Source organism: Microcoleus sp. FACHB-SPT15 (genome assembly GCF_014849525.1).
Classification (GTDB): Bacteria; Cyanobacteriota; Cyanobacteriia; order Cyanobacteriales; family Coleofasciculaceae; genus Symplocastrum; species Symplocastrum torsivum.
In genome coordinates, this window is the sequence record NZ_JACJNU010000052.1 from 28756 (window position 1) to 44880 (window position 16125).

Genomic DNA, 16125 nt, shown 5'->3' on the forward strand with positions numbered 1-16125 from the left:
CGGCTTGAAATGCTACGCCGATTATGGCAATTTTAAAAACACGTTGGTCTCAGGAGCAGCACTTCTACACACGCTGTCTCATTGTCGGGTTATTTGCGCTGATTGTTATCTTAGATTTTTGGACCCCACCACCCTATGCCTTGGGTTTCCTCTATACCGCACCAATTTTGTTGGCTTCTTCACGCCTGAGTCGTTCGGCGACAATTCAAGTCACGGTGATGGCAATCGGCTTAACCCTTCTGAATGTATTTTTACCTAAGCCAGAGTGGCACAATTCAACGTCAGTCATAAATCGCTTGTTAATGGCGCTTGCCCTTGTAGTTGCAGGTTGGCTAAGCGATCGCAATTTGCGTCATGAAGAAGCAATTGCCCGACACAAGACGAAGCTACAGGCACAAAAGCAGTTAGCTAGTGCGCGAGAGGATTTTGTGTCAACGTTAACCCACGATCTGAAAACACCGCTCCTCGGAGCGATTGAGACATTGAAATCATTGCAGCAGGAAAAATACGGTGCAGTAACAGCCGCACAGCAAAAAGTTTTGGCAGCAATCACTCGGAGTCATGAGAACTCACTTGGGTTAATCGAGACACTATTGGATGTCTATCGTAACGATACAGAGGGATTAAAGTTAAAACTCGCTCCTGTTAAGCTGGTCGATCTAGCCGAAGAGGCGATCGCTACAGTATCAGGTTTAGCCTCAAAGCGGCAGGTGAATATTACTCTGAGTTATGCAGAACTCGACTTTGACCGCTTCCTCTGCGTAACTGGAGATCCGTTACAACTCTTGCGAGTCTTTACCAACTTGTTGACGAATGCAATTAATAATTGCTCTCGTGGTGGCAACGTGGAGATTCTCTTCGAGTCTGATGCCGCCTATCAGGTTGTGAAAATTCTCGATAATGGACGGGGGATGGCACCCGATGAACTTCCTCGCTTGTTTGAGCGGTTTTACCAAGGAGATAGCGATCGCCAGTCGATGGGGTCCGGGTTGGGGCTATACTTGACGCGACAGATTATTGAAGCCCACGGTGGTACTGTCTGGGGCAACAATCGCTCACCAGGCGGTGCTTTGTTCGGATTCAGATTACCTCTACACCATCAGTCAAAACAACTGTAATTAAAGCCCTTAATTCGATTAGGCAACACAGAAGCTTCATGCAAATGACAATAAGCTGCCATATCTGTGTTTCAAAGTGAGAGTGTTAGCTAGATCATGCCTAGTACATCGATAACAGCCGACGTGTCGTCGGCTGTTGTTTTCTTGTAAGCTTTCGCTTTACAAGGGAAGATTATTGGGGATTTTGCTCTAGTTCACTTCTAGAGAGGATGAATAGGGAGGGAAACTTCTGTAACATTCGCTTTAGTGTTTACTTTTGTCGGCTGATGAAAGCCACTTCTGTCTGGTAAAGATGACCTCGAATGCACTACGGATTTTGCTGGTTGAAGATGACGAATTGTTTCGTCTCGGTTTATCTATGCGGTTGCAACAGGAACCGGGATTAGAAGTAGTTGCTGAGGCTGAGGATGGGGAGACGGCTATAGAATTGGCAAATCAATACCCGCTTGATATTGTTCTACTCGATGTCGGACTGCCAGGAATTGGTGGTCTTGAAACCTGTCAACAACTTAAAGAGCAACACCCAGAGTTATCTATACTCGCTTTAACGTCTCGTTTCCAAAAACCTCTGATTGCTCGCTTAATCGAAGTCGGTGTCAAAGGCTACTGCCTGAAGGGAATTAATGCAGACACTCTAATTCTGGCGATCCGTTCTGTGGCAATGGGTGCTTCCTGGTGGGATGAAGCAGCAACCACGGAGATTCAATCTACTTTTCATCAAAGCGTACAACCGGCTTCTACCCCCTTAGAGGCTGAAGAATCACTCCAAAATCCACTCACGAGGCGCGAACAGGAAATCTTGGCAATGATTGCAGCCGGACGGAGCAATCAGGAGATTGCAGACCTTCTCTACATTGCTCCTGGTACCGTCAGAGTCCATGTTCATTCGATCTTGAAGAAGCTGGAAGTACGCGATCGCACTCAAGCGGCAGTCTTAGCCATCCAAAAAGAACTCATTCCTCCCGACTTATTAACAGATTAACGGCTTGCTTAGAGCTGATTTATAAAATAAAAATGACAATAAGCCACTATATACTGGAGAACTTTTGTATTTACGGCTACAGGCAAAATTAACGCTAATTTCATTCTTAAGTTAAGGACAATAAACTTATTAAGCGTCTAAAGTCTAGGAGCTAACTAACTTATGCTCCATACATTCAAGGAAAAATGTAGTGGAGATTTGGCTTTTCTTGTGACATCCTTCCTCTACTTTTCCCTTGTATGTGGCTTTAGCCACTTAGGTCAGGTAAAGATGACCTCAAATGCACTACGGATTTTGCTTGTTGAAAATGACGAACTATTTCGTCTTGGTTTGTCTATGCGGTTGCAACAGGAGCCAGGAGTTGAAGTCGTCGCTGAGGCTGAAGACGGTGAGATGGCTATGGAATTGGCGAATCAGCACGCGATCAATGTTGTCCTCCTCGATGTCGGGCTGCCGGGAATTGGTGGTATTGAGACTTGTGAACAACTTAAGCAGCAGCGCCCAGAGCTGCCCATTCTAGTTTTAACCTCTCGTTTCCAAAAACCTCTGATAGCTAAGTTAATTGAAGTGAGTGTTAAAGGCTACTGTCTCAAGGGAATTAGGGCAGAACTTCTCATCCTGGCACTGCGTTCTGTTGCAGGGGGAGCTTCCTGGTGGGACGAAGCAGCAACCACAGAGATTCAATCTACTTTTATACACAGCGCACAACCTACTTCTACCTCATCAGAAGCTGAAGAATCACTCCAAAATCCACTCACGAGGCGCGAACAGGAAATCTTGGCAATGATTGCAGCCGGACGGAACAATCAGGAGATTGCAGACATTCTCTACATTGCCCCTGGCACTGTTAGAGTTCATGTCCATTCCATATTGAAGAAGTTGGATGTGCGCGATCGCACTCAAGCCGCCGTCTTAGCCATCCAAAAACAACTCATTTCTTCATATTTGTTAGCAGATTAACTGTTTATAGCCTAAGGAAGAATTGGGTCTAGTTCATCTCTAAATCTAGGTATAGATGCCAGCTAAACTGGCTATCCGGCAGCGTTTATAAGGTTACAACTTAACATATAAATTACATTCTAAACCTAGATTATACCTTGATTTTGTTGAGAAAAATCTAATAATTGAAGTATTGATTAACTCCTTTTATGTACTTCAGTTTCTAGGCTACTAGAATCTATTGAAATCCAATTTTAGCTAGAGCTAGGGAACTGTACCACAAAAAAACGTTTCACTAGGAAACAGATGATATGAGCGGTTTGCAAAAAGTTGTAGCTTTGTCTACTTTACTTATGTCAGCTTTGACAGCTATTCTCCCTCCCTCTACCGCCGCTAGTACAGGCACACTTCAGGAAATTCAGACCTCTACTTTAGGAAAAACATCTTTCCAGAATGAAGCTGTATACCAACTAGCACAAACCTCGAACAACTGCCTCGAAGTTGGAGCAAGGAATGGTGTTTATGTCCGGGAAGAACCAACAGTTTACAGCAGAGCGCTAGGAATACTTCCTCAAGGACGGAACGTCACCGTTGTTAACAATCCTGGTAGCAATGTTGTTGTTGGGAACCCTGGAGCAGAGTGGATGCCGATTTCAGCTCCTCTGCAAGGTTATGTGTTTGCGCGTTTTCTCACATCTTGTCAGTCCTCTCTTCCCCCACAAAACTGCCGCGAAGTTTCTGCTAAAGGTGGTCTTGCTGTCCGGCGAGAGTCATCAATTAACAGCGCTGTTGTCGGAGTCGTCGCTAATGGACGGAATCTCACCATTGAAAATCGTGGCGTAAATGGTTGGGTACCCATTTCAGCACCCTTGCAAGGTTATGTATCTGCGTCTTATCTCACGTACTGTCCTTAATTGTCTCGGTGTGATGGCAGTGACCTCTGCTTAAAAGCGAACTGAAATGAAAAACCCACGTCCTAGCAACATTGTGATACTTATTTTTGTATCAATTTTGGCACTCTTTGTAATCTTTGCGATTGGGGCAATCATCAATTACGTTTCTAATGCTAGGGAAAGTGATGAAGGGCTTGGAGTGCCTGAACAGGAACTGTTGAATTAAGCTGACGATGCCTCATAGCAAGTAGCAGTCAGCCATCAGCGGTCAGAAGTAGCGGTCAGCCATCAGCTATCAGCAGTCAGCTTTGAGTCGATAGCTTGTACCTAGGTGCGCTATTTAAATGCAACTGGGTATCAGAAACAAAAAAGAGTTTATGAAAAAACGCACGTATAATCCCATCAAGAAAATTTGTTTGGTAATTATCGGGATTATCCTATTTTTTTCGCTGTCCGGGTTTCCCTATCTGGCTCAGGGAGCACCGACTGAAACCAGTCAGCTTCCCTTCTTATCTCCCCAAAAGCCCAAACCTACAGAATCGAAGCCGATTGCGCCACCACGCCCGACTCGCCAGGGACCAAGCAATCCGCAGGAAGTGGAAGCCTTTTTAGACAAATTCTTTACGCAGGAAATGCAGACAGAACACGTACCTGGTGCGGTTGTCGCTTTGGTGAAAGATGGGGAAATCCTTTTTAGCAAGGGATATGGCTATGCTGATGTGGAAAAGAAGATACCTGTTGTCCCCGATAAAACTCTCTTTCGCGTTGCTTCTATCTCTAAGTTGTTCACAGGGACGGCAGTGATGCAGCTATACGAGCGAGGATTGCTTGACCTAAACAAAGATATCAATCAGTACCTCAAGCACTTCCAAATCGAAAACCCATACCCAAAACCGATTACGCTTGCCAATTTAATGACCCAAACAGATGGCAGTAGTCAGCGACTGTTCGGGATTGCGGCTCGAACGGCAGGAGAGATGGTGCCTTTGAAAGAGTTCATCCCCGACCATATGCCTCCGATAGTATGGCAACCCGGTGAACTCTACAGCTATTCCAACATGGGAGTTACTCTGGCAGGCTATTTGGTGGAGCTTATCTCCGGTGTTCCTTTTGTTGAATATATCAACGAGAACATTCTGCAACCGCTAAATATGCGGCGCAGCACTTTCCTCCAACCACTGCCGCCAAACTTGGCATCTGATCTGGCTGTAGGCTATCAGTATCAAGATGACCACTGGCAATCGCGACCATTCCTCTATCTCAACATTGCCCCGGCTGCCTCGCTCAGTGCGACTGCCACGGATATGGCTCACTTTATGATTGCCCACCTCCAGAATGGTCGCTATGAAAACTCGCGTATCTTGAATGAGGAGACTGCACAGTTGATGCATCGGCAGCAATTCACCCACCATCCCAAGTTACCCGGCATCACCTACAGCTTTCATGAACGTTTGGAAAATAACATTAGGACAATTGGGCACCTTGGCAGCTTACGTGGGTACTCCAGTTCTCTGACTTTACTCCCTGACCAGAACGTAGGGCTTTTTGTTGGCTGCAACAGTTTTAATGGGATACATGAAAAACTGAGTAATCAGTTTATCAACCACTATTATCCCGTTCAAGAGAAACCTGTACCCCCTAAGTCACTCCCTAACTTTGCAACGCAAGCTGAGCGTTTTACTGGCGTTTACCGTGGCGTTGAGTATCCTCATGGCAGCCTCGCTAGTCTCGGTGCCCCATTGGGACACCTCCAGGTGAAAGCCAATAGGGATGGAACTTTGACCGTTCAGACTCCAGATCTCTTCTTTCCCGAAAGGTTTATAAAAACACAATTGATACCCGTGGAGCCGTTGTTATTCCAACGAACTGACGATGATGCTTACACAGCTTTTGGAGAGGACACTCAGGGCAATATTAACTACCTGTTTAATCCCGTTGGTTCAAGAATTTGTGCTTTTCGGAAGATAGCCTGGTACGAAACTATCCCCTTTCAGTTGAGCTTAGCTGGATTTTGTGCGGTGGTTTTCCTGTCGGTGGGCATTACCTGGCTTATTAGGTCTTTGAGCCACCGTTTCCGTAAGCGGCGTTTTCAGGACGACAGATTGACTCGACTCGCTTGGTTAGTGGCGGGTCTGGTCGGTGTTCTGAATCTAGTTTTCTTGATTGGTCTGCCTATAGTCACTTGGCGAATTGGTATCTGGCAACTCTTGTATGGTGTACCTGTTGTAATGATTGCCTTGCTTTGCATTCCGCCCGTGACTACTGGCATGACTTTGGGATTACCTACATTTGCTGTGGTGGCTTGGAAAAACAAGAATTGGTCAATTGTAGAGCGAGTGTACTACTCTTTAATTGCGATCGCATCTCTAGCCTTCATTCCGTTTTTAGTTTACTGGAATCTACTAGGGTTCCAATTTTAACTTCATAGTAACTATGAGTCAGCTCAACATTGCTCTAGTCGCTGTGGGCGGACTGGTTTTAATTCTGGGGCTAGTTTCCGAACCAACCTATGGCAGCCGTATTCTACTATATCTTATATCTAAGGAATAATTCAGTATTAAATCTGGCAGCAAAATTGATTCATCTAGTATTCTTTATTGGTTGTCAACTATTTTTAATATCTATAAGCAGGTTGGTAGGATTAAACAGCAAAATGATCAATGAATAATACTAAACCGCATCGAAAGTTTTATTGCTGAAGTTGAGATAGACGCATCGACTTCAACCAGTTCGGTGTTTTATAAACCTGTTTGATAGCCGTAATAAGTTTAGGATCTACTTCATAAGTAAGGTTAGAATCTATGCCTCAAGTCGTGGAATTGTTTAGGAGTAATAGTTAGCCTAGTAGATGTAGCAATAAGAAAGATTTTCATGACTATTAATAAGCAGCCTTTCAACCAACCTGAAGTAAATCCTGATTTTCAGGAAAAGAATATTGACAAGCTTGAGAACCAGCAGCCTCAGGCTCAGGCTGACGAAAATACCGAATCTACCCCAGATCAATCATCAGGCTCACCACGCATCGGTGCGCGGGTTGCTGGAGCAGCAATTGGTGGTGTAATCGGTGCTCGCTCAGGAATTCTTGGTGCTGTCGCAGGCGCAGTTGGTGGCGCTATGGTTGGTAAAGGTGCTGCCGATACAGTTAACCGTGCTATAGATAACTTAGGAGATGCCGCCCACACTGTAGCAGAGGGTGTTAAAGAAACTGTAGAAGAGCTAGGGACAGCAGCCAAGGAAACTGTTGAGGAAGTTAAGCCATCAATCAAAGGTACAGTAGAAGCAGTCAAAGAGACTGTTGAGGAGGCCAAGCCTTCAGTTAAAGGTGTAGCCGAATCGGTTGATCAGACACTTAAGGAATCCAAGCCTTCTGTAGTAAACGCCGTCAAGAGCGCATCTGAGGAAGTCAAACCTACAATTAGAGAAGTAAAAGATTCAGTCAAACAGACAATTGAAGGTGTCCAACCTTCTGTACAAAGTGCAGCAGATTCTATTAAGAGTACTGCCGATGAAGTTAAGCCTTCTGTTAAAGCTGTAGCTCAGGAAATTGAAGGTGCCACGAAAGATGTTAGATCGACGGTGAAAGGTACAGCGAAGGCGGTTGAGCCATCTATAAGAAGTGCAGCCGACTCGTTGAAGTCATCTGGCAAGAGTGCAGCCGAATCGCTGAAGTCATCTGGTCAAAACGCAGCCGAATCGCTGAAGTCATCTGGTCAAAGCGCCGCCGAATCACTAAAGTCATCTGGTAAGAGTGCAGCCGAATCTGCTAAAGGTGCAGCGCAGGATGTCAAGTCATCTGCTCAAAGCACAGCCCAATCTGCTAAAGGTGCAGCTCAAAGTGCAGCGCAAGATGTCAAGTCATCTGCCCACAATGCAGCCGAATCTACTAAAGGTGCAGCACAAGATGTGAAGTCATCTGCCCAAAGCGCAGCCGAATCCGCCAAAAAGGAAAATAAGGATACGGATATTCACATCTCTAGTAGTCCAGAAATCAAAGAAAGAGTGATCATTCACGACGAGAGAACCATTAAAGACAGAGACACAGCCAAGTAAGGACTTGACTCAAGTTGCTTGAAGCTAGCACTAAGAAAGGTAGCTATCAAGTTAAAGCCTGACAAGCCGGGCGATGAGGAGGTAGGGAGCTAAGGAAGGAAGTGGGGAGACTGTACATAGAGACTCCCCCTATCACCCAATCCTCCTACTATCAAGTTGTTCCGTCTTAAGTGGATAGCCGAGAGGTTAAGGAGAGAGTGGGCTTTTTGATAAAGTCTACTCTTTGCTATGAATGTTGCTTCTGAAGTGCCTATAGAGCTTCAGTTAGTGGTCAAATTTGTTGCTATCTAACGACCACAAGTCGGGGCAATCCATCGCTTCTGCACTTCCAACTTTCAAAGGATGTACAGCACATTTGAGATAGGGTTCATTTTTAAAGAAGCGACAGCTTGAACAGGGAATTTGAGAGGAAGGCTTTATAGTATCCAGCTTCTTACTGGCAGTCTTCCGCCAGTTCAACCGTTTAGAAAAACTCACTGTCCAAGCGATTACTACAAGACAAGCAGGAATAAATAAAAGTTGTGCAGTGGTTTCTTGTAATCTATTAGTAGGTGCCTCAATCAGGGGAGCTTGATTTGAGGAGACTTCACTCAAGCCCGTTCTCTGAAAGCTTGCAGTGCCTATACTTTGATTCAAAATTTCGCTAGTTTGTATAGTCTCAATATCATACATTTATCACTACCAAATTCTTCTAAGAGAAGCTTTGTTCCTTAATCAATATGCTAATAAGCTTATACCTCAAGTCGTATTCCTAATATTTCTATCTCTGGGTTGATTAGAGATTAAGCCTTCTATACTCTGCGACTTACAGTAAAGTAGCTAATCGTTGTAAAGAATATTACAACTTAAATATTCAGGGCAGAACGCACCATTCTCAGCGATATAAAATCTAAGATTAAGGCAGTATTTAGATACCAAATCTGGGTTTATTAATCACCTTTTCAATTTTGGGTGACATTACATACAACGTTTTTACACCAGGAACTGTAACCCTTTCATCGCAAACCCTTCAAAGGGGGTGGGAATTTATGTACTGTTCTTTAAGTTGACTATACGACTGGATGTTCAATCCAGCGAACCGAGTATTGATCCCCTGAGTGCGCTAGAAAGTTGTTAAGTTGGTCTAGCGTTAGCGGTTCTGGAATTGGGTAACGCCCGTCAAGTTTCTTCAGGTCAGTATAGTGGCGGACATAGGACGCTATGTCTATGGGGTATTTGTGCTCGTCCACGCCAATAAACTGACTGTGCTGGCGTGCCCGACTGAGAATAGACTGCCATCGATCAATCGGAGCCATTCCTAGTGAGTGAAGACCGTTCGAGAACAGATTAGCGTAAATTTCATCGTAGGGTTTGGTGGTATCCAGATAGTTATCGAGCCGATCGGCTGACATTTGATCGTTAAACACAGTCCAAAATGGCACTAGCCCAAGGCGTAACGTCCACCAAGGCTGAAGGTAAGTAAATGATTGAACAAAAAGGCGATCGCTAGGCAGTCCGCGTTGCTGATACCACCAACGATATAGGTCAGCAACCAGAGGACTCAAGTCCTGTGGAAAATCGAAAACAATCCGACGAACGCGAAAGCCATGCTCACGGGCAAACTGCTCTACATCCTCGCGTAGGGCTGGCTCAAAGCCCCACTCTGACTCTGGATACCTGCCATCCGGGGCGGGTGGGTTCCACTGTCGGTGTTCAGAGCCGCGTCGTCTCAAAAACTCAGCAATCTGCTCACTGTCCTGAAAATAAGCTTCAGGGGGTAGCTCACCTTTGCCACCAACCTGGAAGAGATGACGTTCACCAGCATGGGTAGACAACCAGGTGTATTGGCATTCAGTTAGGAATAGCGTTCCACCCGGTTCTACATTCTCCTTCAAAAACTGCTTGAACTTGCTGCCAAGATGGGTTCGCTTCAGCCGGAAGTAAGCAACACGACCGACCTTCAAACGATCTTGGTTAGGGTCGTGCATTTGGTACGCCCAGAGGTCAGGATTCCTTGTCAGCAACCGTTGGACTTTTGCTTTAGCCCACTCCAACTTCTGTTTCGGGTCATCCAAATCGCTGGAGTGTCGCACACAAGTGAGAAGTGTTTGCGGCAAGTAAGGGATGCCAAGTGCTGCACACAGATTTACTGCCGCGCCATTGGAAGAGCCAATCATAGCGGCAGGATAGCGTCGTTTGGGATATTGGTTGACGACCCAGCGAGACATGGTTTCCGCTTGTACCTCATCTACAACTCTGGGCGATGATGCATCCGCCCATCCTGAGAAAGTTGCAAAAGTCTCGATCAGGTGGTCGGGGAGGTGGTTAGCAACCTTGAGTAACGAAGCGCTAAGCCATGGTAGATTGCCCCCCGATCGCAAATCTTTGCCATGAAGGTATTTGGCAGTCGCAGACAGTGCCGCCGTCGCCGAATCAAGACCGATGATGTAGTGAGGTCTGACCCCCAACGATACTAGTAGCTCAGTAATTCTTGGATGAGGGGAAGGGAATTTCATGCAATACGCCTTTCTTTAGGTATCTTACTTACAATCACTTTGAGGTTAGGATACTCATCCTAGGCTTTCCCACTTCGTTTAAGTTGATTCGACAATATTTTCAATATCAGCGCTCAGTCAAATGTAGAGAGATTGAAGCGTTTAATCGAAATTCAACATAGGAAAACCTAATAATTGCAAGCCTTGTGACTTCTTCAACGCGCCAATTAAATGCACAAAAGCTTGCTAGTATATTTTTGTTGTGTATGCCTCGATAAACGGCAGACCAAAAACCCCTTAAGGTTATATATCTTCTACGGCGATAAACATCGACCCTTCGGCAGAAGTAAAATCAAGCATAAGTAGCTACTATCCTGGAAGCGATCGCATGGTAGATGAAACTATCAGTTTATCAAGTTAATACTTGATTTAGAGTAGTAGTTTCTAGATGCAGAGACTTTTCAACGAAAGCTTATCACCTAACAAAAGGAAAATAAGTCAATCCAAACCTTAGTGAAGGGATTTGGCAGTTTACAGCTATAAATACTCTTTGAAATGAAGAACGCACTTTACCTGGCGTTACTTCTGTAATTCGGCAGAAAAAGGCAAAAAGAAACCATGAGACAGCGAGGATTTCGTAGAAAGCTAGTTCATTGGTTGCTTCTGGCAATTCTTTCCTTTTCGCTTTCGCTATCCGGACTAAATACGCCTAGTTTGGCTCAAAGTGGCTCGAAGCAGCTTCCCATTTTAGATCAGCAACCACAGCAAGTCACTGAACCGGAGAAGTCGGTGTCTCCATCTCCCACAGGACTGGGGCTTAAGGAACCGCAGGAATTAGAAGCCTTCGTAGACAACTTCTTTAATGAGGAGATGTCGAAGACTCATGTTCCCGGTGCAGTAATCTCTGTGGTGAAAGATGGGAAGCTCTTTTTCGTCAAGGGTTACGGCTATGCCAACCTGGAGAAAAAGATACCCGTTGAGGCAGATAAAACCCTCTTTCGCGTTGCCTCTCTCTCCAAACTATTCACAGCGACAGCAGCGATGCAGTTGTACGAGCGAGGACAGCTTGACCTGGATGCCGATGTCAATAAGTACCTCGACTTTGAACTAGAGAACCCTTACTCCGAACCAGTCACAGCCGCCAGGATGATGATGCACACAGACGGTACTACTGTCCGACGCATCGGACTGGCGGCTCGCACTGAAGCTGAAATGAAGCCGTTGGGAGATTATCTGGCTGACCATATGCCACCCATTGTGTCGCGCCCCGGTGAACTCTACAGCTATTCCAGCCACAGCACTGCTTTGTTGGGCTATGTAGTGGAAAAAATTTCTGGTACACCCTTCGCTGAATATATTGATAAAAATATCCTTCAACCGCTGAAGATGAGCCGCAGCACGTTTCTCCAACCATTGCCGCCTGCGTTAGCCGATAACTTGGCAGTGGGCTATCAGCATCAAAGTGGCAGCTTCAAACCCGTCCCGTTCTTGTATCTCAATATTGCCCCAGCAGCGGCAATGAGTACGACGGCTACCGATATGGCTAATTTTATGATTGCCCACTTGCTGCGCGGTCGCTATGAAAACTCACGCATTCTGGAAGAGGATACGGTGCGGCTGATGCACAAGACGCACTTCGCGCATCATCCCAAATTGCCGGGTACTGGTTACAGTTTCCGCGAACGTTTAGAAAACAATATTCGGATGATTGGGCACCTGGGAAGTTTGCGCGGGTATTCTAGCTCCCTCACCCTCATGCCTGACCAGAATATCGGCATCTTTATTGCCAGCAATAGCTTCAGTGGGATACATGGGAAACTATTGTCTCAGTTGTTAGACCATTATTTTCCCGTTCCCAATAAACCTGTACCTTTAAAACCCCTTGCCCTTACCGATGAACAACTCGATCGCTTCACTGGCACCTACCGTGATGTAGAGTATCCCCGTGCCACCTTCCTTAAGCCATCCGCAGTGTTTCAGCATATCAATATCAAGAAGGGCGATAACGGAACTTTAGTAATTCAAACCCCTGGTCTGTTCTTTCTCAGCAATCCTCAAAACATAAAGTTAATCCCTGTCGGATCGCAGTTATTCCAGCGAGCTAATGATGATGCCTTGACTGCCTTTGGGGAAGCCATTGAAGATGAGGCTAGTAATCAAATCAAATTTGCGTTTAATCCACTTTGGCCGAAGATAGGAGCTTACGAGCGAGTACCGTGGTATGAAACGGCTTGGGTGCAGTTAGGATTGCTTGGCTTCTGTGTGCTGGTTTTCCTGTCAGCTTTCTTCATCTGGCCGATACGTCCTCTGATTCGCCGTTTGCAAGGCAAGAATTTTCAAATTGAGCGGCAGCCGAGCCGCGCTTGGTTGTTAGCGGGTCTTGTCGGTACTCTGAATTTGGTCTTCATCATTGGCTTGCCTTTGTCACTTTGGCTATACGGCGCATGGAAGCTTGCCTATGGAGTACCGACATTTGCGATCGCGTTCCTCTCTCTTCCCCTAATTGCCACTGTTTTGACCTTGGGATTAGCTGTCTTTACTGTTCTGGGTTGGACGAATAAATATTGGTCAGTGATGGCGCGAGCGCACTATTCTCTAATTACGCTAGCTGCTCTAGTTTTTATTCCATTCCTCCTCTACTGGAATCTATTGGGTTTCCAGTTTTAACCGGAGAAATGTTTTAGAGAATATCAGGCACTCAAAAATAACGGAAAACTGTAATCAAATTTTGCTAACAAAATGTTTTCAGGAGAGTGCGATCGCAAAGATATTAAGGAGCGATATTCGGCGGCAGCGAAGGTTATAGAACAGCATGAAGTTTAAATACCCGAAGTGCATTAAATACGCTTTATTAGGTTTGTTGGGATTGTCTGCTACTTACCTAACTTGGGGAGTGGCGATCGAACCCCACCTAATTGATCGAGAAGAACACGCCGCAGAAATTCCCAATCTCCCTCCAACTTGGGAGGGGAAAAAGGTTGGCTTAATCTCCGATATGCAGGTGGGAATGTGGCTCGGCAATACCTCCACTATCCGCCGAATTGTGAACCAACTGGTAGAGGAACGGCCCGCCGTCGTGCTAATTACGGGTGACTTTATCTATGAGCCAGGGAAGAATCCCAGCCAAGAACTCAACAAAGTAACTGCACTGGTTCGCCCACTACCAGAGGCAGGCATTCCGACTTATGCCGTTTTGGGCAATCATGACTATCGGATTAGGAACTCCAAAACGACCTCACAGGATGAAAAGCTATCAACCCAAGTCCGTGAAGCTCTAGAAGCAGCAGGGGTACAAGTCCTTAAAAATGAGGCTGTTGCGCTGGAATCGCCCGGAAAGCGCGTGAAGCTTACTCCGGAGGAGAACTCGAAGAGTAGCTATCCTGTTTGCACAGCAGGGTGGGATTGCCTCTGGCACCGCGCAAAGCGCGATCGCAGCAAAGGGAATCGGGCAGGAACTAATACCAATGAAACTCTATATCTGGTGGGGATAGGGCCTCACTTACCTAAACAAGACAAGCCAAACGTTGCCCTAGCCCAAGTACCGGAAGCAGCCCCCCGATTAGTGATGATGCACAATCCCAACTCCTTTGACGCGCTGTCTGCAAATACGGCACCACTGGCAGTGGCAGGACACACCCACGGAGGTCAAATTAACCTTTTGCCCTTTGGATTGACACCCGTGTGGTTCTTACTCACATATGACGAAGAGGAACTGGTGCATGTCGCTGGCTGGATTGAAGACTTTGGGAAACCTGGAAATCACCTGTATGTCAATCGAGGTATCGGTTTCAGTAGAGTGCCGCTCCGAATTAATGCCCCGCCTGAATTAACGTTATTCAGACTTCGTTCGCAATACTGAATCAGCCTCTGGATAGCGCAAAGAGCCATCTGCTTACGAGGCGCGAACAGGAAATCTTGGCAATAATTGCAGCCGGACGGAGCAATCAGGAAATTGCAGACCTTCTCTACATTACTCCTGATACTGTCAGAGTCCATTAGACCTATCTTGAAAGTGTCAACTGAGCAGTGGTTTAAGGCTCAGGAATTGGTATAGGTTGCAAGTTGACTTGATAACCAAGTTGCTGGATACGATGAGACATACGTTGAAGCAGATGCTGCTGACGACGCTCATCCAAATAAGATACCCCTAAGTCTTGAAAGGGCTGATGCTTTGTAAGTATGTGATAAATAGCAATCAAAATCCGATGAGCTACGGCAACAATAGCCTTATTTCTCCCACGACGTGCAGCTAAACGACGATACACCGCAGACAAATAAGTCTTCTTGCACCTGACCGCTGCGTTAGCTGCCTGGACTAAGCCGGTGCGTAACCAATTATTTCCCTGTCCAGTTCTACCGGAGTAACGCTTGCCAGCACTCTCGTAATTGCCAGGACAAAGCCTTGCCCATTTAGCCAAATGGGCGGCACTTTTGAAGCGACTCATATCCGCACCAATTTCTGCCAGTAGTAATTCTGCCGTCTGACGACCAACTCCTGGAATCGTGTCGAGTAGAGCAACAGCCTGTTCCCAAGAAAGATTGGAAGTTATAGCTGAGGGGTTGTCAGTACTAGGGGACAGCTCTGAGAGGGGTGTGCTAGATGCTGGTGGGTCAGTTGGTGGTGTTGATGCCTGGATATACTCTGTAATCTTGGCATCGAAGACAGCTATTTGTTCATCCAAAAAGTCAATATGAGTCAAATGATTAGCAATTAAAAAGCGATGGTGCTCTCGTACCCGCCCCCTTAAGGCTTGCTCTAGCTGCTGCTGTTTCCGACGCAGACAACCTCTGGCTAGGTCAGCAAGTACTTGAGCATCTTGCTGTCCCTCAACAATAGCAGCAAGTATCTTGCGTGCCGAAACGCCAGTCACATCTGTTACTACTGAGGCGAGTTTGAGATTAGCCCACTCCAAGACTTTTTGCAGACGATTAACTACCGCAGCTTTTTCCCGTACCAAATTAGTACGCTGACGGGTTAAATCTCTCAAGTCTCTTTGGGGTAGAGGCGGGATAAAACTACCACGTAGTAGTCCGTGACGCAACAGTTGGGCTATCCACTCGGCATCTTTAACATCTGTTTTACGCCCAGGAACATTCTTGATGTGTTGGGCATTAACCACGAGGACTGTGAAGCTAGCTTCGAGCAAGTTATACACAGGCTTCCAGAATTCACCGGTGCTTTCCATCGCTACGTGAGTGATGCCTTTACTACTTAACCAGTCGGATAATGCCAATAAGTCTTGGCTCATTGTCCCAAAAGTCCGAGTTTCATGGTCTTTGTTGTCTTCTGCGGTTAAGCAACAGGCAACCACAGTTTTTTTATGAACATCTAAGCCAGCACAATTAGGGTAGGTGACTTCCATGATCGCTCTCCTTACTAACTGCTGAGGCTGGCAAGATGCCCTGAAATATCAGATTCTATCTTGCGTGCTTCCCACTCGCGTGTTGGGTTCCACAATTCGTTGTGCCAATGGGCATCCGGGTCTGTCTCTTGCTCAAGCTCTTGGCACTAGGTCATAACCGACCTCTTTACCAGCCAGTTCCAAAGGAACCTATTAGACCTATCCGTAAATGCGAAATGCTTGCTGTAAGACGGTTTGAGAGATAATGGCACCCGTGCGAATCGAACGTTCAATTGACGTAATAATCAAGCTTGGAGGGGAGAATTT

Annotated in this window: 13 protein-coding genes; 10 read left to right on the forward strand and 3 right to left on the reverse strand. The window is 46.0% G+C overall.

Going from position 1 to position 16125, the window contains the following annotated elements:
• Positions 1 to 23: 23 nt before the first annotated feature.
• The 7 genes from H6F98_RS18995 (at position 24) to H6F98_RS19025 (ending at position 7982) form a co-directional block, all read left to right on the forward strand.
• Positions 24 to 1118, forward strand: coding sequence for a sensor histidine kinase KdpD (locus tag H6F98_RS18995; RefSeq protein WP_192220268.1), 1095 nt, complete (start codon positions 24 to 26; stop codon positions 1116 to 1118).
• A gap of 292 nt (positions 1119 to 1410) precedes the next feature.
• Positions 1411 to 2100, forward strand: a complete 690-nt coding sequence (locus H6F98_RS19000) for a response regulator transcription factor (RefSeq protein ID WP_192220269.1) — start codon at positions 1411 to 1413, stop codon at positions 2098 to 2100.
• A gap of 162 nt (positions 2101 to 2262) precedes the next feature.
• On the forward strand, positions 2263 to 3060 hold the full coding sequence (locus H6F98_RS19005; RefSeq protein ID WP_396812532.1) for a response regulator: 798 nt from the start codon (positions 2263 to 2265) through the stop codon (positions 3058 to 3060).
• Positions 3061 to 3350: 290 nt separating this feature from the next.
• Positions 3351 to 3953: an SH3 domain-containing protein gene (locus H6F98_RS19010; protein WP_192220270.1), complete on the forward strand. Its 603-nt coding sequence runs from the start codon at positions 3351 to 3353 to the stop codon at positions 3951 to 3953.
• Between the two features lie 46 nt (positions 3954 to 3999).
• Complete coding sequence (locus tag H6F98_RS19015; protein WP_192220271.1) at positions 4000 to 4158, forward strand: hypothetical protein; 159 nt, start codon at positions 4000 to 4002, stop codon at positions 4156 to 4158.
• Positions 4159 to 4309: 151 nt separating this feature from the next.
• A complete protein-coding gene (locus tag H6F98_RS19020) occupies positions 4310 to 6352 on the forward strand; it encodes a serine hydrolase (RefSeq protein WP_199348671.1) in 2043 nt (680 codons plus the stop codon).
• 451 nt (positions 6353 to 6803) lie between these two features.
• Complete coding sequence (locus H6F98_RS19025) at positions 6804 to 7982, forward strand: hypothetical protein (protein ID WP_192220273.1); 1179 nt, start codon at positions 6804 to 6806, stop codon at positions 7980 to 7982.
• Between the two features lie 264 nt (positions 7983 to 8246).
• On the opposite strand, the gene H6F98_RS19030 is transcribed toward H6F98_RS19025, so the two are convergent.
• Together H6F98_RS19030 and H6F98_RS19035 are read right to left on the reverse strand one after the other, a co-directional pair.
• Positions 8247 to 8576 (reverse strand): hypothetical protein, encoded by a 330-nt coding sequence (locus tag H6F98_RS19030; protein WP_192220279.1) that lies wholly within the window; start codon positions 8574 to 8576, stop codon positions 8247 to 8249.
• Between the two features lie 455 nt (positions 8577 to 9031).
• Positions 9032 to 10477, reverse strand: a complete 1446-nt coding sequence (locus H6F98_RS19035) for a hypothetical protein (RefSeq protein WP_192220274.1) — start codon at positions 10475 to 10477, stop codon at positions 9032 to 9034.
• Positions 10478 to 11074: 597 nt separating this feature from the next.
• On the opposite strand from H6F98_RS19035, the gene H6F98_RS19040 reads away from it, so the two are divergent.
• The 3 genes from H6F98_RS19040 to H6F98_RS19050 all read left to right on the forward strand — a co-directional run bounded on the left by H6F98_RS19040 (position 11075) and on the right by H6F98_RS19050 (position 14455).
• A complete protein-coding gene (locus H6F98_RS19040; protein WP_192220275.1) occupies positions 11075 to 13123 on the forward strand; it encodes a serine hydrolase in 2049 nt (682 codons plus the stop codon).
• Positions 13124 to 13268: 145 nt separating this feature from the next.
• Complete coding sequence (locus H6F98_RS19045; protein WP_192220276.1) at positions 13269 to 14315, forward strand: metallophosphoesterase; 1047 nt, start codon at positions 13269 to 13271, stop codon at positions 14313 to 14315.
• Positions 14316 to 14344: 29 nt separating this feature from the next.
• A complete protein-coding gene (locus H6F98_RS19050) occupies positions 14345 to 14455 on the forward strand; it encodes a LuxR C-terminal-related transcriptional regulator (protein ID WP_396812540.1) in 111 nt (36 codons plus the stop codon).
• A gap of 32 nt (positions 14456 to 14487) precedes the next feature.
• On the opposite strand, the gene H6F98_RS19055 is transcribed toward H6F98_RS19050, so the two are convergent.
• Positions 14488 to 15819, reverse strand: a complete 1332-nt coding sequence (locus tag H6F98_RS19055) for an IS110 family transposase (RefSeq protein ID WP_192220277.1) — start codon at positions 15817 to 15819, stop codon at positions 14488 to 14490.
• Positions 15820 to 16125 lie beyond the last annotated feature (306 nt).